The 19,636-nt window shown below is 70.9% G+C and carries 16 protein-coding genes; 1 reads left to right on the plus strand and 15 read right to left on the minus strand.

What is annotated here, in order from left to right:
• Nucleotides 1-39: 39 nt before the first annotated feature.
• From nuoN to ACFO6S_RS17445, 15 genes are all read right to left on the minus strand, one after another.
• Entirely contained in the window at nucleotides 40-1,638 is a 1,599-nt protein-coding gene (gene nuoN / locus ACFO6S_RS17375; protein ID WP_378419107.1) for an NADH-quinone oxidoreductase subunit NuoN, read from the minus strand.
• On the minus strand, nucleotides 1,635-3,233 hold the full coding sequence (locus tag ACFO6S_RS17380) for an NADH-quinone oxidoreductase subunit M (protein ID WP_378419108.1): 1,599 nt from the start codon (nucleotides 3,231-3,233) through the stop codon (nucleotides 1,635-1,637). Before ACFO6S_RS17380 ends, nuoN begins: the two co-directional genes overlap by 4 nt.
• Nucleotides 3,230-5,110 carry an NADH-quinone oxidoreductase subunit L gene (gene nuoL, locus ACFO6S_RS17385; protein WP_378419110.1) on the minus strand — a complete coding sequence of 627 codons (1,881 nt, stop codon included), beginning with the start codon at nucleotides 5,108-5,110 and terminating at the stop codon, nucleotides 3,230-3,232. Before nuoL ends, ACFO6S_RS17380 begins: the two co-directional genes overlap by 4 nt.
• Nucleotides 5,107-5,406, minus strand: a complete 300-nt coding sequence (nuoK, locus tag ACFO6S_RS17390) for an NADH-quinone oxidoreductase subunit NuoK (protein ID WP_378419111.1) — start codon at nucleotides 5,404-5,406, stop codon at nucleotides 5,107-5,109. Before nuoK ends, nuoL begins: the two co-directional genes overlap by 4 nt.
• Nucleotides 5,403-6,206: an NADH-quinone oxidoreductase subunit J gene (locus ACFO6S_RS17395; protein ID WP_378419113.1), complete on the minus strand. Its 804-nt coding sequence runs from the start codon at nucleotides 6,204-6,206 to the stop codon at nucleotides 5,403-5,405. Before ACFO6S_RS17395 ends, nuoK begins: the two co-directional genes overlap by 4 nt.
• On the minus strand, nucleotides 6,203-6,721 hold the full coding sequence (nuoI, locus tag ACFO6S_RS17400; protein ID WP_378419115.1) for an NADH-quinone oxidoreductase subunit NuoI: 519 nt from the start codon (nucleotides 6,719-6,721) through the stop codon (nucleotides 6,203-6,205). The genes ACFO6S_RS17395 and nuoI overlap by 4 nt, the downstream gene beginning before the upstream one ends.
• A complete protein-coding gene (gene nuoH / locus ACFO6S_RS17405; protein ID WP_378419117.1) occupies nucleotides 6,714-8,012 on the minus strand; it encodes an NADH-quinone oxidoreductase subunit NuoH in 1,299 nt (432 codons plus the stop codon). Before nuoH ends, nuoI begins: the two co-directional genes overlap by 8 nt.
• The gene (locus tag ACFO6S_RS17410; RefSeq protein WP_378419119.1) at nucleotides 8,012-10,432 is read right to left on the minus strand and encodes an NADH-quinone oxidoreductase subunit G; all 2,421 of its coding nucleotides are present in this window, start codon (nucleotides 10,430-10,432) and stop codon (nucleotides 8,012-8,014) included. The genes nuoH and ACFO6S_RS17410 overlap by 1 nt, the downstream gene beginning before the upstream one ends.
• Nucleotides 10,429-12,537, minus strand: a complete 2,109-nt coding sequence (nuoF, locus tag ACFO6S_RS17415) for an NADH-quinone oxidoreductase subunit NuoF (RefSeq protein ID WP_378419120.1) — start codon at nucleotides 12,535-12,537, stop codon at nucleotides 10,429-10,431. The genes ACFO6S_RS17410 and nuoF overlap by 4 nt, the downstream gene beginning before the upstream one ends.
• Complete coding sequence (locus ACFO6S_RS17420; protein ID WP_378419122.1) at nucleotides 12,534-13,832, minus strand: NADH-quinone oxidoreductase subunit D; 1,299 nt, start codon at nucleotides 13,830-13,832, stop codon at nucleotides 12,534-12,536. Before ACFO6S_RS17420 ends, nuoF begins: the two co-directional genes overlap by 4 nt.
• Nucleotides 13,832-14,464: an NADH-quinone oxidoreductase subunit C gene (locus ACFO6S_RS17425; protein ID WP_378419455.1), complete on the minus strand. Its 633-nt coding sequence runs from the start codon at nucleotides 14,462-14,464 to the stop codon at nucleotides 13,832-13,834. The genes ACFO6S_RS17420 and ACFO6S_RS17425 overlap by 1 nt, the downstream gene beginning before the upstream one ends.
• 20 nt (nucleotides 14,465-14,484) lie before the next feature.
• Nucleotides 14,485-15,039, minus strand: coding sequence for a NuoB/complex I 20 kDa subunit family protein (locus ACFO6S_RS17430; protein ID WP_378419125.1), 555 nt, complete (start codon nucleotides 15,037-15,039; stop codon nucleotides 14,485-14,487).
• 40 nt (nucleotides 15,040-15,079) lie between these two features.
• The gene (locus tag ACFO6S_RS17435; protein ID WP_378419126.1) at nucleotides 15,080-15,460 is read right to left on the minus strand and encodes an NADH-quinone oxidoreductase subunit A; all 381 of its coding nucleotides are present in this window, start codon (nucleotides 15,458-15,460) and stop codon (nucleotides 15,080-15,082) included.
• A 138-nt stretch (nucleotides 15,461-15,598) separates the two neighbouring features.
• Nucleotides 15,599-16,006 (minus strand): Rv3143 family two-component system response regulator, encoded by a 408-nt coding sequence (locus ACFO6S_RS17440; protein ID WP_378419128.1) that lies wholly within the window; start codon nucleotides 16,004-16,006, stop codon nucleotides 15,599-15,601.
• Nucleotides 16,007-16,030: 24 nt separating this feature from the next.
• Entirely contained in the window at nucleotides 16,031-17,638 is a 1,608-nt protein-coding gene (locus ACFO6S_RS17445) for a peptide chain release factor 3 (RefSeq protein WP_378419456.1), read from the minus strand.
• 287 nt (nucleotides 17,639-17,925) lie between these two features.
• Between ACFO6S_RS17445 and ACFO6S_RS17450 the strand changes: the two genes are divergently transcribed.
• Nucleotides 17,926-19,560, plus strand: coding sequence for a fatty acyl-AMP ligase (locus ACFO6S_RS17450; protein WP_378419130.1), 1,635 nt, complete (start codon nucleotides 17,926-17,928; stop codon nucleotides 19,558-19,560).
• Nucleotides 19,561-19,636: the final 76 nt, after the last annotated feature.

The raw sequence follows: 19,636 nt of genomic DNA on the forward strand, positions 1-19,636 counted from the left end.
GTTCTACCCGGCCGCATCCCGCCGCCGACCGGCGCCCGGTCAGCGCAGGAACGACGCGGCCGAATCCGCCAGGTCCAGCACCGGCTGCGGGGCGATCCCGAGCACCACCGTCACCGCGGCGGCCACCGCGATCGCCACGGTCGTCCCGACGCTGGGCGCCGCGACCACCGATTCGTCCGCATGCGGCTCCGCGAAGAACATCAGCACGATCACCCGCACGTAGAAGAACGCCGCGATCGCGCTGGCGAGAACCCCCACCAGCACCAGGGGCAGGGCGCCGCCGGCCAGCGCGGCCTGGAAGACCGCGAACTTGGCGACGAACCCACTGGTCAGCGGGATGCCGGCGTATGCGAGCAGCAGCAGCGCGAAGACGCTGCCGAGCAGCGGCGAGCGCCGCCCGAGTCCCGCCCACTGCGACAACGTGGTGGCCTCGCCGTCGGGTCCGCGCACCAGGCCGACGACGGCGAAGCCGCCGAGGGCGCTGAAGCTGTAGGCGAGCAGGTAGAACAGCGTCGACGAGATCCCGTCGTGGCTGCCGGCGATCAGCCCGGTGAGGATGAACCCGACGTGCGAGACCGAGGAGTACGCGAGCATCCGCTTCACGTCGGTCTGCGTCACCGCCAGCACCGAGGCGACCAGCATCGTGAGGACGGCGACGGCGGCGAGCACCGGACGCCAGTCCGTCTGCAGGCCGGGCAGGGCGACGTAGAACACGCGCAGCATCGCGCCGAACGCCGCGACCTTGGTCGCCGACGCCATGAACGCGGTGATCGGGGTGGGGGAGCCCTGGTAGACGTCGGGGATCCACGAATGGAACGGCACCGCACCGACCTTGAACAGCAGCCCCACCGACAGCAGGGCCGCGCCCATCAGCGCCAGCGGCCGCTCGCCTGCGTCCGACGCGATCGCGTCGGCGATGCCCGGCAGCGAGACCGTCCCGGAGTACCCGTAGAGCAGGGCCGTGCCGAACAGGAAGAACGCCGACGAGAAGGCGCCGAGCAGGAAGTACTTGATCGCCGCCTCCTGCGAGAGCAGCCGACGCCTGCGCGCCAGCCCGCACAGCAGGTACAGCGGCAGCGAGAACACCTCGAGCGCGACGAACATGGTGAGCAGGTCGTTCGACGCGGGGAAGAGCAGCATGCCGCCGACCGCGAACAGGGTCAGCGGGAACACCTCGGTCTGGGCGACGCCGGCCCGGGTGGCCTCGAGTTCGGCGACGCTGCCCGGGACCGCGGACGCCTGCGGGGCGAACGCGTCCGCACGCCCGACCACGCCCCTGCCGGTGTCCGAGTCCCCGGTGCCCACCCGGTCGATGCGGCGCTCGGCGATCAACGCGATCGCCAGGATCGAGACGAGCAGGATCGTGCCCTGCAGGAACAGGGTCGGGCCGTCGATCGCGACCGCGCCGGCCACCGCGGACTCCTCGGTCCCGGCGAGCGCGACGACGGCGACGAACGCCGCGACGAGGCCGCCGAGACCGAGCACCAGGTGGCAGCCGTACCGGTACCGGCGCGGCACGAAGGCCTCGACCAGCACCCCGGCGGCGGCGACGCCGAACACGATGAGCATCGGCGCGAGCAGGCTGTACTCGACATCTGGTGCGTCGACGCTCGACGCGGACAACAGTGCGGGACTCACCGGTGCGCACCTCCGTCCTGCTCGGCGACGGTCGGGACCGGGTCCGGTTGGTGGATTGTCGTCAACGTCCGCGTGACCGCCGGGGTGATGACGTCGAGCGCCGGCTTGGGGTAGAGGCCGAGGATCAGCAGCAACGCGAGCAGCGGCGCCGCCACCAGCACCTCGCGGGGCACCAGGTCGCGGATCCGTTCGTTGCCCTCGGTGACGGGCCCGCCCATCACCCGCTGGTAGAGCCACAGCACGTAGACCGCGGAGAGCACCAGCGCGAGCGTCGCGATCACCGCGGCGACCTCGTAGCGCGGATACGTGCCGACCAGGACCAGGAACTCGCTGACGAACGGCGCCAGCCCGGGCAGGGACAGGGTGGCCAGGCCCGCGACGAGGAAGGTGCCGGCCAGCACCGGCGCCACCTTCTGCACCCCGCCGAACGCGGCGATGGCCCGGGTGCCGCGGCGCGAGACCAGGAAGCCGGCGATCAGGAACAGCGCCGCCGTGGAGATGCCGTGGTTGACCATGTAGAGGGTGGAACCGGCCTGCCCCTGGCTGGTCAGCGCGAAGATCCCCAGGATGATGAACCCGAAGTGCGAGATCGAGGTGTACGCGATCAGGCGCATCACGTCGGTCTGGCCGATCGCGAGCAGGGCTCCGTAGACGACGGCGACCACCGACAGCGAGACGATCCACGGCGCGAACGTCCGGGATGCGTCCGGGAACAGCTGCAGGCAGAAACGCAGCATCGCGAAGGTGCCGACCTTGTCGACGACGGCCATCATCAGCACCGCGGTGGCCGGGGTGGCCTGGACGGCGGCGTCGGGCAGCCAGGTGTGCAGCGGCCACAGCGGCGCCTTGACCGCGAAGGCGAACATGAAGCCGAGGAACAGGGCGTTGGCGACCGGTGCGTCGATGACCAGCGCGCCCGACGAGACCGCGTCGACGATCGCGCGGAGGTCGAAGGTGCCTGCGGCGAACGGGCTCCGGTCGCCGGCGGTCACCACGTACAGGCCGATCACCGCGGCCAGCATGACGAGCCCGCCGAACAGGTTGTACAGCAGGAACTTCACCGCGGCGCGCGACCGCTGGGCCCGGTCCGCCCGCGGGCCGAACCCGCCGACGAGGAAGTACAGCGGGATCAGCATGGCCTCGAAGAAGATGTAGAACAGCAGGATGTCGAGGGCCGTGAACGAGAGCAGGACCATCGCCTCGACCGTCAGGATCAGCGCGAAATAGGTGTGCGCGCCCCGGGACTCGCGGCCGCCGTCGGCGGGCTCGGCGCCGGCGTCGTGCCAGCCCGCCAGCATCAGCAGCGGCACCAGGGCCACGGTGAGCAGCACCAGCACCAGCGCGATGCCGTCCACACCCAGGGCGTAGCGGGTACCGAAAGCGGGTATCCAGGAATGGGACTCGACGAACTGGTACCGATCGCCGCCCGGCTCGAAGCCGACCGCGACCGCGACGGCGACGGCGAGCGTCAGTACCGAGACGCCCAGTGCGAGGGCCTTCGCGAGGCGGCGTTGCCGCGCGGGCACCGCCATCACGACCACGGCGCCCACCGCAGGCACCAGCCACAGCGCGGTCAACCAGGGAATCTCGTTCACCAGAGCCTCCCCAGCAGCATCGTCGCGACCACCAGGGCCGCGCCCGCGAACATCGCGAGGGCGTAGGACCGGACGAAGCCGGTCTGCAACCGCCGGATCCGCGACGAGACGCCGCCGACCAGCCCGGCGATTCCGTCGACGGAGCCGTCGACGACCCGGTCGTCGACGGTGACCAGCGCCCGGGTCAGCCCCGCACCCGGACGCATGAACACCGCCTCGTTGACCGCGTCGCCGTAGAGGTCGCGGCGGGCTGCGACGGTGAGCGCCGAGACGTCGGTCGGGGCGGTCACCGGGATCTGCTCGGCGGCGTACCGCCGGTAGGCGACCGCGACGCCGACGAGCACCACCGCCAGCGTTCCGGCGGTGATCGCCCACACCGGAATCGGCGGCTGCTCGTGGTCGCTGCCCACCACCGGTGCCAGCCAGTCCGCCAGCGAGGCACCGACGGTCAGCAGTGCGCCTGCCGCGACCGATCCGACCGCGAGCACGATCATCGGCGCCGTCATCACGCCGGGCGACTCGTGCGGGTGTGCGCCGCCCTGCCACCGGCGGTCGCCGAAGAACGTCATCAGCATCACCCGGGTCATGTAGAACGCGGTCAGTCCGGCGCCGAGCACGGTCACGGCGCCGAGCACGGGACCGGTGACGCCGGGCTGCGCGAACGCCGCCTCGATGATCTTGTCCTTGGAGAAGAACCCGGAGAACGGCGGAATCCCGATGATCGCCAGGTAGCCCAGGCCGAAGGTGACGAAGGTGATCGGCATGACCGCGCGCAGGCCGCCGTAGCGGCGCATGTCGGTCTCCTCGTTCATTCCGTGCATCACCGACCCGGCGCCGAGGAACAGCCCGGCCTTGAAGAAGCCGTGGGTGAGCAGGTGCAGGATCGCGAACGCGTAGCCGGCCGGGCCGAGCCCGGCGGCCAGCACCATGTAGCCGATCTGACTCATCGTCGACGCCGCGAGAGCCTTCTTGATGTCGTCCTTGGCGCAGCCGATGATCGCGCCGAACAGCAGCGTCACCGCGCCGACGACCACCACGGCCAGCCGGGCATTCGGCGCCAGGTCGAAGACCGGGTTGGAGCGCACGATCAGGTAGACGCCTGCGGTCACCATGGTCGCGGCGTGGATCAGGGCGGAGACCGGCGTCGGGCCCTCCATCGCGTCGCCCAGCCACGACTGCAGCGGCACCTGCGCGGACTTGGCGCACGCGGCTAGCAGCAGCGTCAGCCCGATCGCGGTCAGCACCGACTCGCTGGCCTGCGGTGCGGCGCCGAAGACCTCGGCGAAGCCGACCGAGCCGAAGGTCGCGAACATGATCATCAGCGCGACGACCAGGCCCATGTCACCGACCCGGTTGACCACGAACGCCTTCTTCGCCGCCGTGGCCGCGGCCGGCTTGTGCTGCCAGAACCCGATGAGCAGGTACGACGCCAGACCGACGCCCTCCCAGCCCAGGTACAGGCCGAGGAAGTTGTCGGCCAGCACCAGTATCAGCATCGCCGCGAGGAACAGGTTGAGGTAGGCGAAGAACTTTCGGCGCTGCGGGTCGTGCGCCATGTATCCGACCGAGTAGAGGTGGATCAGCGATCCGACCCCGGTGATCAGCAGCACGAAGCACATCGACAGCTGGTCGAGCTGCAGCCCGAAGTCCACCTGCAGCTGCGCCACCGGCACCCAGCTGAACAAACTCTGGTGCACGGAGCGGTCGGCGTCGGCGCGACCGAGCATCTCCACGAAGGCGACCGCGGCGACGGCGAACGACGCGAGCGCGGCCATGCAGCCGAGCAGGTGTCCCCAGGAATCAGCGCGCCGGCCGCCCAGGAGCAGCACGACGGCGCCGAGCAACGGCAGGGCCGGGACGAGCGCGACGGTACTCAATACTTCAGCAGATTCGCGTCGTCGACCGAGGCGCTGCGGCGGGCCCGGAAGATGGTCATGATGATCGCGAGTCCCACGACCACCTCGGCGGCGGCGACCACCATCGTGAAGAACGCGAAGACCTGCCCGTCGAGGTGCCCGTGCATCCGGGCGAAGGTCACGAACGCGAGGTTGGTCGCGTTGAGCATGAGTTCGATGCACATGAACACCACCAGGGCGTTGCGCCGCAGCAGCACACCGGCGGCGCCGATCGTGAACAGCAGGGCCGAGAGGTACAGGTAGTTCTCGGGATTCATCGAGTGCCCTCCTCCTTGCCGTCGAGTGTCGGAACGGAAGCCTCGGTCTCGCGGGGACGCAGCGTGCGGCTGACCGACAGCGTGGCGGGCGTGCCGTCCGGCAGCAGCGCGGCCATGTCCACGGCGTTGTGCCGCGCGTAGACGCCCGGGCCGGGCAGCGGGGTGACCCGTCCGCCCGCGCTGAAACGCTCCTGCGAGAGCTCCCGCTGGGTCCGCCGCCGGTCGAAGCGCTCTCGGTGTGCCAGCACCATGGCGCCGACCGTCGCGGTGATCAGCAGCGCGCCGGTCAGCTCGAAGGCCCACACATAGCGGGTGAAGATGAGTTCGGCCAGGCCCTCGACGTTGCCCGCCCCGTTGGCCTCGTCCAGGCCGACGAAACTTGCCCGTGCGACGGCCCGGCCGATGCCGCCGACCAGCAAGATCCCGAACCCGATGCCCACCGCGACCGCTGCAACCCGTTGCCCGCGCAGGGTTTCCACCAGCGAGTCGGCGGAGTCGACGCCGATCAGCATCAGCACGAACAGGAACAGCATCATCACCGCGCCGGTGTAGACGACGATCTGCACCACACCGAGGAACAGTGCGCCCTGGGCGATGTAGAACACCGCCAGGACGATCATCGTCATCGCGAGGAACAGCGCCGAGTAGACGGCCTTGGCGGCGCCAACCACCCCGAGCGCGCCGAGCACCGCGAGCGTGCCGAGCACCCAGAACAGCACGGCCTCGCTGGTGGAGGTGCGGGTGAGCGGCTCGGCGTCGAGGGCGCCGGCGGCCAACAGCGCCGGCCCGGGCCCGGTCACGGCAGCACCTCGCCGATCACGTTGCCCCGGTAGTAGTCCTCGTCGCTGGCGCCCTCGGCCATCGGGTGCGGCGGCGCCGTCATGCCGTCCTGCAGGGGCGCGAGCAGCCGGTCCTTGCCGTAGATCAGTCCGGCGCGGTTGTCGTCGACCATCTCGTAGTCGTCGGTCATGGTCAGCGCCCGCGTCGGGCAGGCCTCGATGCACAGGCCGCAGCCGATGCACCGCAGGTAGTTGATCTGGTAGACGCGTCCGTACCGTTCGCCCGGCGAGTAGCGCTCGTCGTCGGTGTTGTCCGCGCCCTCGACGTAGATCGCGTCGGCCGGGCACGCCCAGGCACACAGCTCACACCCGATGCACTTCTCGAGGCCGTCCGGGTACCGGTTCAGTTGGTGCCTGCCGTGGTAGCCGGGCGCGGTCGGGACCTTCTCCTCCGGGTAGGACTCGGTGTTCGGCTTGGCGAACATCGTCGAGAAGGTCACGCCGAAACCCGATAGGGGACCGAGGAATTCAGGCATCGCTGTCCTCCTGCACAGAAGTTGACGCGGTGGGTCGGGTGAAGGCAGGCACGGCCTGGCCGGGCATCGGTGGGACGGGGAAGCCGCCGGCCATCGGGTCGAACGCCGGGGGCGCCGTCGGCGGCCCCGGGGGCGCCGGCTCGGCCAGTCGCCGCAGCATCCGCCGCACCAGGGCGCCGACCGCCAGGGCGACCAGCACGCCGGCGCCGACCAGGGCGATCGTCGAGGTGTCGTGCCCGGCGTTGCGCAGCGCCCGCACCGCGGCGACGACCATCACCCACAACAGCGACGCCGGGATCAGGATCTTCCAGCCCAGGTTCATGAACTGGTCGTAGCGCAGTCGCGGCAGCGTCGAGCGCAGCCAGATGAACAGGAACAGGAAGGCCCACACCTTCGCGGTGAACCACAGCACCGGCCACCAGCCGGAGTTCGCGCCGTCCCACATGTTCAGCGGCCACGGCGCGTGCCAGCCGCCGAGGAACAGCGTGGTGGCCAGCGCCGAGACGGTGACCATGTTGATGTACTCGGCGAGCATGAACATCGCGAACCGCAGCGACGAGTACTCGGTGTGGAAGCCGCCGACCAGTTCGCCCTCGGCCTCCGGCAGGTCGAACGGGGCGCGGTTGGTCTCGCCGACCATCGAGGTGACGTAGATCAGGAACGACGGCAGCAGCAGGAAGACGTACCAGAGGCCGTCCTGGGCGGCCACGATGCCGGAGGTGGACATGGTGCCGGCGACCAGGAACACCGCCGCGAAGGTCAGGCCCATCGCGATCTCGTAGGAGATCACCTGCGCGGTCGAGCGCAGCCCGCCGAGCAGCGGGTAGGTCGAGCCGGACGACCAGCCGGCGAGCACGATCCCGTAGACCCCGACGGAGGTGACCGCGAGGATGTACAGCACTGCCACCGGCAGATCCGTCAGCTGCAGCGGCGTCCAGTGCCCGAACACGGACACCTCCGGGCCGAACGGGATCACCGCGAACGCCATGATCGCGGGCACCACCGCGATCACCGGCGCCAGCAGGTAGACCGGCTTGTCCGCGGCGGCCGGGATGATGCCCTCCTTGAGCGCCAGCTTGATCCCGTCGGCGAGGGACTGCAGCATGCCCCACGGTCCGATCCGGTTGGGGCCGATCCGCATCTGCATCCACGCCATCACCTTGCGCTCGGCGAGGATGGCGACGATCGGGGTCAGCATCAGGAACGCGAAGATGGCCACCGACTTGCCGATCACCAGCCACCACGGGTCCTGCCCGAATGCGGACAGGTCGGCGGCCGCGGCGGCGGTCATCACGGTCGCCCCGGCCGGATCCGGACGACGGCGCCGGAGGCGGCCGCCAGTTGCGGGTACACCGCGGCGCCGGGGGAGTTCAGCGGCAGCCACACCACCCGCTCGGGCAGGTCGGTGATCGACAGCGGCAGGGTCAGCGAGCCGCGGCCGGTGGAGACGGTCACCGGGTCGCCGTCGACCAGGCCGATCTCGGCGGCCGTGCCTGCGCTCAGGCGGGCGACGGGGGTGCGGGCGGTGCCGGCCAGGTGCGGTTCGCCGTCCTGCAGCCGCCCGGCGTCCAGCAGCATCCGCCAGCTCGCCAGGATCGCCTGGCCCGGACCGGGATCGGGACGGGGGTCGGGCGCGGGCGGCTCGGCGTCGGCCCGGTCGGGGTAGGCCGGCCGCGCCCCGTCCCAGGACGCGAGTCCGGCGAGTTCCTCGCGGGCGGATGCGGCGTCCGGCAGCGCGAGGACCACGCCCATCCGCTCGGCGAGGGCATCCAGCACTCGCTGGTCCGGCATCGCCGCGGAGGTGTCCAGCGCGGCGCCGAACTCGCGCTCGCGGCCCTCCCAGGTGAGGAAGGTCCCCGGCTTCGCGACCACGGGCGAGACCGGGAACACCACGTCCGCCAGCTCGGTGACCGCGCTGCGCCGCAGCTCCAGGCTGACGACGAACCCGGCAGCCTCGACGGCGCCGCGGGCGAGGTCCGGGTCGGGCAGGTCGTCGAGGTCGACGCCGCCGATCAGCAGCGCGCCCAGTGCCCCGGACCGCGCGGCGTCGAGGATGCCCGCGGTGTCCCGGCCGGGCCTCGACGGCAGGTGCGGAAGGTTCCAGGCCGCGGCGACCTGCCCCCTCGCCTCGGCGTCGACAACGGGTCGCCCGCCGGGCAGCAGGGACCCGAGTGCACCGGCCTCCACCGCGCCGCGTTCGCCGGCCCGGCGCGGTACCCAGGACAGCGAGGCGCCGGTGGCGTCGGCCAGCGCGGCCGCCGCGGTGAGCCCGCCGGGCACCGCCGCGAGCCGCTCGCCGACCAGGATGACGGCCCCGGGGGTGCACAGCCCGGTGTCTTCGCGCAGGGCGTCGAGCGCCGCGGCTTCGGCGCCGGGCACGGTCTGGATCAGCAGGCCGGACATCTTCTCCAGTCCGCGGGTCGCGCACGGGGCGACCGACAGCACCCGAAGAGTGTTCCGCCGCGCCGCCTTTCGCAGTCTCAGGTAGACGATCGGTGACTCCTCCTCCGGTTCGAAGGCCACCAGCAGCACCGTCGGTGCCTGCTCCAGGTCGCCGTAGGTGAGGGTCATCGGCCGCCCGGCCACCCGGCAGGCGAGGAACTCGGCCTCCTCTGCGGAGTGCGCGCGGGCCCGGAAGTCGATGTCGTTGGTGTCCAGCGCAACCCGCGCGAACTTCGCGTAGGCGTAGGCGTCCTCGACGGTCGACCGGCCGCCGACCAACACCCCGGACCCGCCGGTCGCCGCCCCCAGACCGCGGGCCGCCGCCGCCAACGCCTCGGGCCAGGACGCCTGCGCCAGCTCGCCGTCGGCGCCGCGGACCATCGGGGTGGTGAGCCGGTCCGGCTCGGTGGCGTAGGTGAATGCGAACCGGCCCTTGTCGCAGTTCCACTCCTCGTTGACCTGCGGGTCGTCGCCGGCCAGGCGCCGCATCACCTTGCCGCGCCGGTGGTCGGTGCGCTGGGCGCAGCCGCTGGCGCAGTGCTCACACACACTGGGGCTCGAGGTCAGGTCGAACGGCCGGGCGCGGAACCGGTAGTCGGCACTGGTCAGCGCGCCGACCGGGCACACCTGCACCGTGTTGCCGGAGAAGTACGAGTCGAACGGCTGGTCCGGGGCGACGCCGACCTGTTGCCGCGCACCGCGTTCGAGCATGTCGATCAGCGGGTCGCCTGCGATCTGCTCGGCGAACCGGGTGCACCGGGCGCAGAGCACGCAGCGCTCCCGGTCCAGCAGGATCTCCGAGGAGAGCGGGATGGGCTTGGGGAAGGTGCGCTTGACCCCGAGGAACCGGGTCTCGGTCCGGCCGCTGGACATCGCCTGGTTCTGCAGCGGGCACTCGCCGCCCTTGTCGCAGACCGGGCAGTCCAGCGGGTGGTTGATCAACAGCAGTTCCATCACGCCGCGCTGCGCCTTCTCGGCCACCGGCGAGGTGAGCTGGGTGCGCACGACCATGCCGTCGGAGACCGTGGTGGTGCACGAGGCCAGGGGCTTTCGCTGGCCCTCCACGTCCACCAGGCACTGCCGGCAGGCGCCGACCGGTTCGAGCAGCGGGTGGTCGCAGAACCGGGGAATCTGCACGCCCATCAGCTCGGCGGCCCGAATCACCAAGGTGCCCTTGGGGACACTGATCTCGGTGTCGTCGACGGTCAGGGTCACCAGGTCGGTCGGCAGCGGCAGGCCGGTCGCGTCGCTGGCCTCGTGGACGGTCATCGCGCACCTCCCGTGGATCGACGAGGCCGAAGGGTCGACGCGGCCGGGTCGAAGGGGCAGCCCGACCCGAAGTGGGCGAGGTACTCGTCGCGGAAGAGCGCGATCGAGGAGGTGATCGGGCTGGTCGCGCCGTCGCCGAGCGCGCAGAAGGCCCGGCCGAGGATGTTGTCGGAGATGTCGAGCAGCTTCTCGAGGTCCGCCTCGGTGCCTGCGCCTGCCTCCAGCCGCTCGAGGATCTGCACCAGCCAGTAGGTGCCCTCACGGCAGGGCGTGCACTTGCCGCAGGACTCGTGCGCGTAGAACTGCGACCAGCGCAGCACCGTCCGCACCACGCAGGTGGTCTCGTCGAAGACCTGCAGGGCCTTGGTGCCCAGCATCGACCCCGCGGCGGCCACCCCCTCGTAGTCCAGCGGGACGTCGAGGTGCGCGTCGGTGAAGATCGGCGTCGACGAGCCGCCCGGGGTCCAGAACTTCAGCCGGTGCCCGGCCCGGACCCCGCCTGCGTAGTCGAGCAGCTCGCGCAGCGTGATCCCCAGCGGCGCCTCGTACTGCCCGGGCCGGGTCACGTGCCCGGACAGCGAGTAGAGGGTGAAACCCGGGGACTTCTCGCTGCCCATCGTCCGGAACCATTCGCTGCCGCCGAGCATGATCGACGGCACGCTCGCTATCGACTCGACGTTGTTGACCACGGTCGGGCAGGCGTAGAGGCCCTCGGTGGCGGGGAACGGCGGCCGCAGCCGGGGCTGACCGCGCCTGCCCTCCAACGAGTCCAGCAGCGCCGTCTCCTCGCCGCAGATGTAGGCCCCGGCGCCGGCATGCACCACCAGGTCGAGGTCGTAGCCGCTGCCCAGGATGTCCCGGCCGAGGTACCCGGCCTCGTACGCCTGCGCGACCGCGGCCTGCAGTCGGCGCAGCACCGGGACCACCTCGCCGCGCACGTAGATGAAGGCGTGCGCGGCCCGGATCGCGTACGCCGCGATGATCGCGCCCTCGACCAGGGCGTGCGGGGTGGCCAGCATCAGCGGCATGTCCTTGCACGTGCCCGGCTCGGACTCGTCTGCGTTGACGACCAGGTAGTGCGGATGCGCCGCGCCGATGTCCGGGTCCTGCGGGATGAAGGACCACTTGGTCCCGGTGGGGAAACCCGCACCGCCGCGGCCGCGCAGCCCGGAGTCCTGGACCGCCGCGATGACCTCCTCCGGCTTCAGGTTCAGGGCCCGGTGCAGGCCCTGGTAGCCGTCGTGGCGGCGGTAGGTCTCGAGCGTCCAGGACTCGGGGTCGTCCCAGTACCCGCTCAGCACGGGGGTCAGCGGGGTCGCCCCGGCGCGGGGCCGGTCGCGCTGCTCTCGGGTCACGCGCAGCCCGGCCACGGTGGCGTCGCCGACGCCTGCGGCCGCGAGCGCGCCGTCGCGTTCGTCGGGGAACCCGGCGAGGATCCGCGCGGTCTGCCGGAAGGTGCACAGCGGCGCGCCCCGGCTCGGGGTGACCTGCTCGCCGGCCCGCAGGGCGTCGACGACCGCCGCGGCCGAGTCCGGGGTCTGGTTGTCGAAGAACTCCCAGTTGACCATCACCACCGGCGCGTAGTCGCAGGCCGCGTTGCACTCGATGTGCTCGAGGGTGATCCGGCCGTCGGCGGTGGTGTCACCGGTCGAGCCGGCGCCGCCGAGACCGAGGTGCTTCTCGAGGGCCGCCAGGATCTCGTCGCCACCCATGACCGCGCAGAGCGCATTCGTGCACACCCCGACGTGGAAGTCGCCGGTCGGAGTGCGCCGGTACATCGAGTAGAAGGTGGCGACCGCGGACACCTCGGCGCCGCTGAGGCCCAGTTGCGCTGCGCAGAAGTCGATTCCGGCCGGGGTGAGGTATCCGTCCTCGGCCTGTACCAGGTGCAGCATCGGGATCAGCGCGGAGCGCTCGGCGTGCTGCGGTCGCTCGGCTCGGTCCGTGGCGGAGCGGGGGTAGCGCCCGATGATCTCCTCGGCGTCGATCTCGAGCCGGGCCAGCACGTCGGCGGGGTAGGCGCGCCGGGCGTCGGCAGGCGACTGCGGCGCGCTGCGCTCCGGCCGCCCGCCGAGCTCGACGAACACCGGCTCCGCGGCGCTCACCGGTCCACCCCGCCCATGACGGGGTCGATGCTGGCGACCGAGGCGATCACGTCGGAGACCATGCCGCCCTCGCACATCGCGGCCACCGCCTGGAGATTCGCGAACGACGGGTCCCGGAAGTGCACCCGGTACGGGCGGGTGCCGCCGTCGCTGACCATGTGGACCCCGAGCTCGCCGCGGGGCGACTCGACCGCCGTGTACACCTGCCCGGCGGGCACCCGGATGCCCTCGGTGACCAGCTTGAAGTGGTGGATCAGGCCCTCCATCGAGTGGTCCATGATGTTGCCGACGTGCTCGGCGGACTGGCCCAGCCCGTCGCTGCCGAGGCGGAGATCGGCGGGCCAGGCGATCTTCTTGTCCGCCACCATGACCGGGCCGGGACGCAGCCGGTCCAGGCACTGCTCGACGATCTTCAGCGACTCCTTCATCTCGCCGATTCGGATCAGGTACCTGCCGTAGCAGTCGTTCCCGGTGTCGGTGACGACGTCGAACTCGTAGTCCTGGTAGCCGCAGTAGGGCTCGGACCGGCGCAGGTCGTGTGGCAGCCCGGTCGCCCGCAGCACGGGTCCGGTGACGCCGAGGGCCATGCACCCGGTCAGGTCGAGGTAGCCGATGCCCTGGTTGCGGCCCTTCCAGATCGGGTTGTCGGTCAACAGGTTCTCCAGGTCCCGCAGCCGCGACGGCATCAGGTCGAGCAGTTCGCGCACCTTGCGGTCCGCGCCTGCCGGCATGTCCTGGGCCAGCCCGCCGGGCCGGACGTACGCGTGGTTCATCCGCAGGCCGGTGATCTCCTCGAAGACGTCGAGGACCAGTTCGCGCTCCCGGAACCCGAAGATCATCGCGGTGACCGCGCCCATCTCCATGCCCGCGGTGCCGAGCGCCACCAGGTGCGAGGAGATCCGGTTCAGTTCCATCAGCAGCACCCGGATCACGGTGGCCCGCTCCGGGATCGCGTCGGTGATGTCGAGCAGTCGCTCCACGCCGAGGCAGTAGGCCGTCTCGTTGAAGAAGGGGGCGAGGTAGTCCATCCGGGTGACGAAGGTGACGCCCTGCGTCCAGTTGCGGTACTCGAGGTTCTTCTCGATTCCGGTGTGCAGGTAGCCGATCCCGCACCGCGCCTCGGTGACCGTCTCGCCCTCCAGTTCCAGGACGAGGCGGAGCACGCCGTGGGTGGACGGGTGCTGTGGGCCCATGTTGACGACGATCCGTTCGTCGCCGGATTCGCGTGCGGCCTCGACGATCTCGTCCCAGTCCTGCCCGCCCGACGTGTACACGGTCTCCTTGCTCGCAGGCATCAGCGGTACGCCCTCCGCTCGTCGGGCGGCGCTATCTGCGCGCCCTGGTACTCGACGGGGATGCCGCCCAGCGGGTAGTCCTTGCGCTGCGGGTGGCCGGTCCAGTCGTCGGGCATCTCGATCCGGGTCAGCGACGGGTGGCCGTCGAAGACGAGGCCGAAGAAGTCGTAGGTCTCCCGCTCGTGCCAGTCGTTGGTCGGGTACACCCCGCACAGCGAGGGCAGGTGCGGGTCGGAGTCGGGCACGCTGACCTCGAGCCGGATCCGACGGCCGTGGGTGATCGAGAGCAGCGGGTAGACCGCGTGCAGCTCGCGGTCGGTCTGCTCCGGGTAGTGCACGCCGCTGACGCCCAGGCACAGCTCGAAGCGCAGGTCGGGCTCGTCGCGCAGCAGTCGGGCGACCCGCGGCAGGTACTCGCGGCGCACGTGCAGGGTCAGTTGGTCGCGGAAGACCACCGCCCGTTCGACGGCCTCGGCGAAGTCGATGCCGTGCGGTCGGAGCGCGGCGGCCAGGTTGTCGGCGACCTCGTCGAAGTAGCCGCCGTACGGTCGGGAAGTGCTGTCGGGCAGGGTGACCGGGCGGACCAGGCGTCCGTACCCCGACGTGTCGCCGGTGCCGCTGACGCCGAACATCCCGCGTTGACGCTTCTCGGTCACCGCAGTAACCCCTGCACCTGGAAGGTCGGGGTGGATGCGAGTGCCGCCTGCTCGGCGGCCCGCACGGCCTCGTCGCGGTTGACGCCGAGGGGCATCTGCGCGATCTTCTCGTGCAGGGTGATGATCGCGTTCAGCAGCGCCTCCGGACGCGGCGGGCAGCCCGGCAGGTAGATGTCCACGGGGACGATGTGGTCGACGCCCTGCAGGATCGCGTAGTTGTTGAACATCCCGCCCGACGAGGCGCACACGCCCATCGCGAGCACCCACTTCGGTTCCGCCATCTGGTCGTAGACCTGTCGCAGCACCGGCGCCATCTTCTGGCTGACCCGGCCCGCGACGATCAACAGGTCGGCCTGGCGGGGCGAGGCGCGGAACGCCTCCATGCCGAACCGGGCGATGTCGTAGCGTCCGGCGGCGGTGGCCATCATCTCGATCGCGCAGCAGGCGAGCCCGAAGGTCGCGGGCCACAGCGAGCCCTTCCTGGCGTATCCGGCCAGCGACTCGACGGTGGTCAGCAGGAAGCCGCTCGGCAGCTTTTCCTCGAGACCCATACTCGACCTCACTTTCGGCGAAGCTCTTGTCGGAGAAGACCTAGTCCCAGCTGAGCCCGCCCCGTTTCCACTCGTAGGCGTAGGCCACCGAGACGTTGAAGATGAACAGCGCCATCGCCGCGAACCCGAAGACACCGAGGGCGTCGAAGTGCACGGCCCACGGGTAGAGGAAGACGATCTCGATGTCGAAGATGATGAAGAGCATGGCGGTCAGGTAGAACTTCACCGGGATGCGCTGGCCGCCGGCCCCGCGGCCGCCGCCGTCCGGCTGCTCCGGCGTCGGGTCGATTCCGCACTCGTAGGCGTCGAGCTTGGCCAGGTTGTGCCGCCGAGGACCGACCACGGACGCGAGGATCACCGAGACGATCGCGAAGGCAGCGGCGATCGTGCCCAGGACGAGGATCGGCAGGTATTCGTTCACTGCGTCGAAACCCCTCTCCGCGAGAGCCTGACCACCCGGTTTGCGGGCGTTGGTGAGCTGTGACACACACGCTACCGCCGTCGCCGCGGGCAGGTCGGCTTCAGCGGTCGACGGCGCGTCGAAGCCCGGTCGCCGGGGCTACGCGGGCCGTCGGCCGCGCAGCAGGGTGAGCGCGGTCTCGGCCAGCCGCAGCGGGTCGATCGGGTGTGTCGAGGTGGCCTCGGCCCGCGACCAGTCGGCCAGCCAGGCGTCGTCGGCCCGGCCGATCAGCACCAGGATCGGTGGGCACGGGTCGATCTCGTCCTTGAGTTGCTTGGCGATCCCCATCCCGCCGGCAGGCGTCGCCTCGCCGTCGAGGATCGCGAGGTCGACGCCGCCCGCGTCGAGGTGCTCGATCACCACCGGGGCGGTGGCGACCTCGACGTAGGTGAGCTCGGGCAGGTCGGGGTCCGGGCGGGTGCCCAGCGCCCGCGTCACCGCTGCGCGGACGGTCGCGTCATCGCTGTAGACGAGTACGCGCAGGGGAGTGCGGGCGGTGTCGGTCACCGCCCGATGCTACGACGCGAGGGGTCAGTCGGTGGTCGCGACGAGCGGTTCCAGCGTCAGTTCCGGGTGCTCCTTCTGGAGGTACTGCAGCCGCCACTTGTCGCTGACCAGGGCCAGCATCACGCCGTCGGAGCGGGTGAACACCTCCACGCCACGCTGCCGGTTCAGCTCCACCTCGGACGCGGCGTCGGTGCGTCGGGCCAGCTGGTAGGGCAGGCCCTCCATCTTCGCCTCGACCGAGAACTCGGCCTTCATCCGCGCCGCGACCACCTCGAACTGCATCGGGCCGACGGCCGCCATGACGGGCGAGGCGTCGCCGCGAATGTCGTTGCGCAGCACCTGGACCACGCCTTCGGAGTCGAGCTGTTCGACGGCGCGACGGAACTGCTTGTACTTGCTGGCGCTCTCCGCGCGCAGCACCGAGAAGTGCTCCGGGGCGAACGACGGGATCGGCGGGAACTCCACCTTCTTGTCGGTGTACAGGGTGTGCCCGGGGGCCAGTGCGGTCGCGTTGACCAGGCCGACGACGTCGCCGGGGAAGGCGGACTCGACGGTGGAGCGTTCGCGGCCGAAGACCGTCTGCGCGTACTTGGTGGTGAAGGGCTTGCCGGTCTGGGCGTGGGTGACCACCATGCCGCGCTCGAAGACGCCGGAGACGATGCGCATGAAGGCCAGCCGGTCGCGGTGCGAGGTGTCCATGCCGGCCTGCACCTTGAACACCACGGCGCTGAACGGGTCGGTGACGGTGCGGGTGCGACCGGCGATGTCCTCCCGGGCCGCGGGCGGTGGGGCGAGGCTGACCAGGGTGTCGAGGATCTGCCGGACGCCGAAGTTCAGCATGGCGGACGCGAAGATCACCGGTGAGGTCTGCCCGGCCAGGAACATCTCCTGGTCGTGGTCCTGGCCGCTGGCGGAGAGCAGTTCGCTCTCCTCGACGGCGGTGTCCCACTCGGAGCCGTCGCGGGCGGCCGCGGCGTCGGCGTCGAGGATCTCCTCGGGGGCGATCTTGGCGCCGCCTGCGGTGCGGGTGAAGCGGATGTACTCCTGCGGCGCGCCGTCCTCGCCGCGGCGCAGCAGGCCACGGAAGTCGCCGGCGATGCCGACCGGCCAGTACAGCGGCGTCGGGGTGAGCCCGATCCGGTCGTGGATCTCGTCGAGCAGTTCCAGCGGCGACTGGCCCGGCCGGTCCCACTTGTTGATCACGGTGACCACCGGGATGCCGCGGTGCTTGCACACCTGGAACAGCTTGAGGGTCTGCGGCTCGAGGCCCTTCGCGGCGTCGATCAGCATCACCGCGGCGTCGACCGCGGTGAGCACCCGGTAGGTGTCCTCGGAGAAGTCGGAGTGGCCGGGGGTGTCGACCAGGTTGATCACGCTGGGCTCGTCGGCCGGGTCGGTCTCTGGGGACTTGTAGTTGAACTGCAGCGCGGTGGAGCTGACGGAGATGCCGCGGGCCTTCTCCATCTCCATCCAGTCGGAGACCGTGGACTTGCGGCCGGACTTGCCGTGCACCGCGCCCGCCTCGGAGATCATCTTCGCGTGCAGCGCGAGGGCCTCGGTCAGCGTCGACTTGCCTGCGTCGGGGTGCGAGATGACGGCGAAGGTGCGTCGCCGGGTGGCCTCCGCGGCCAGGGCCTTCTCGGACTTGACCGCGGACTTGCCGGTCGGCGCGTCCTCGGTGGTGCCGGGGGAGGAGGTGTCGGGCGCCGACGCGGGCTCGGTGGTCACCGGGGATTCCTAACTGGAGACGGTTACTGCTCGAGCCGGTCGAGCAACCCGAGACGTGGCGAAACGCCAGTACTCCAGCGTACCTGGGCCGTGGAGGAGGACGATCGGGAGATCGGGCGAACCGAACTTCAGGTGTGTTGGGTGTAACACAATGGTGGGAGTTCCCGCTTGTACCTCTGGAGGGATTGCACATGAGCAAGTTCACCGAAGAGATGTACGCGAGCGCCGCCGAGAGCACCCGTGGCCTGGTCACCGGCGAGCCGGACCGGCCGCTGCGGCAGACGTGGCGTGAGATCCACCAGGTGGCCCGCGCGATGGCGGGCGGGCTGGCGGCCGCGGGCATCGGCCACGGCGACGCGATCGGCGTCCTCGCGGGGATGCCGGTCGACATCGCCCCCGCCTGCCAGGCGGCGTGGATGCGCGGGGCCTGCGTGACCATGCTGCACCAGCCGACGCCGCGCACCGACCTGGCCGTCTGGGCGCGGGACACCGAGACGGTGATCACGATGATCGAGGCGTCGGCGGTGATCGTGGGTCCGCCCTTCGAGGCCGCGACGCCGCTGCTGGTCGAGCGCGGTATCCGCGTGGTCACCCTCGACGAACTGCGCGCAGGCGGGGAGGTCGATCCCGTCGCGACCGCGGAGTCCGACATCGTGGTGCAGCAGCTGACGTCCGGGTCCACGGGCTCCCCGAAGGCGGTCCAGCTCACCCATGCCAACCTGTACACCAACGCCTGCGCGATGATCGACCGCCTCAAGATCGATCCCAAGCAGGACGTGATGATCAGTTGGCTGCCGCTCTTCCACGACATGGGGATGGTCGGGTTCCTCACCCTCCCGATGCTGTTCGGCGCGGAGGTCGTGAGCATCACCCCGCTCGACTTCCTGAACAACCCGCTGCTCTGGGCGGCGCTGATGGGCAAGTACCGCGGATCCGTCACCGCGGCCCCGAACTTCGCCTACTCCGTGCTGGCGCGCCGGCTGGCCCAGGCGGACGACGGCGCCGTCGACCTGTCGACGATGCGCTGCCTGCTCAACGGTGCCGAGCCGGTGGACCCCGACACGTTGACCGCGGTGGCGGCGGCCGGTGCCCGTTTCGGGCTGGACCCGCGGGCGCTCGCGCCGGTGTACGGGATGGCGGAGGTGACCCTGGCCGTCTCGCTTCCGGAGACCGGACTGGGGATGGTGCTGGACGCGGTGGACCCGGACCTGCTCGAGTCCGGCGGCATCGCGGTGCCGTCGCGGCGCAGCAACGCCCGGCGCCTGCCGACCCTCGGCACCCTGGTGTCGGGGCTTCAGGGACGGGTGGTCGGTGAGGACCGGAACGAGTTGCCTGCCCGCGGCGTCGGCATCATCGAACTGCGCGGCGCATCGGTGACGCCGGGGTACCTGACGGTGGACGGTCCCCGGCCCGCGCAGGACCCCGACGGCTGGATCGACACCGGTGACGTCGGCTACTTCACCGAGGACGGTCTGGTGGTGGTGTGCGGCCGCGCCAAGGACGTGATCATCATGGGCGGGCGCAACATCTACCCGACCGACATCGAACGCGCCGCGTGCGGGGTCCGCGGGGTCCGTCCGGGCAACGCGGTCGCCATCCGGCTGGACGCGGGCAAGAAGCGGGAGGGCTTCGCGGTCGCGGTGGAGACCAACGAGATCGACAGTGCCGAGGAGATCCGCCGGATCGAGCACGAGGTCACCCACGCCGTGGTCGCGGAGGTGGGGGTCCGGCCCCGGACCGTCGCGGTGCTCGGTCCCGGGTCGATCCCGAAGACCTCGTCGGGGAAGCTGCGGCGGGCCACCTCGATCGCGTTGATCGGCGGCTGACCGGCCACCCACCCATCGAATGAACGCTTCCGTTCATTCGATCGCATCGAATGAACGTTCCGTTCACTCGCTGCGG

Source organism: Rhodococcus kronopolitis (genome assembly GCF_042654025.1).
Taxonomy (GTDB): Bacteria; Actinomycetota; Actinomycetes; order Mycobacteriales; family Mycobacteriaceae; genus Rhodococcus_G; species Rhodococcus_G kronopolitis.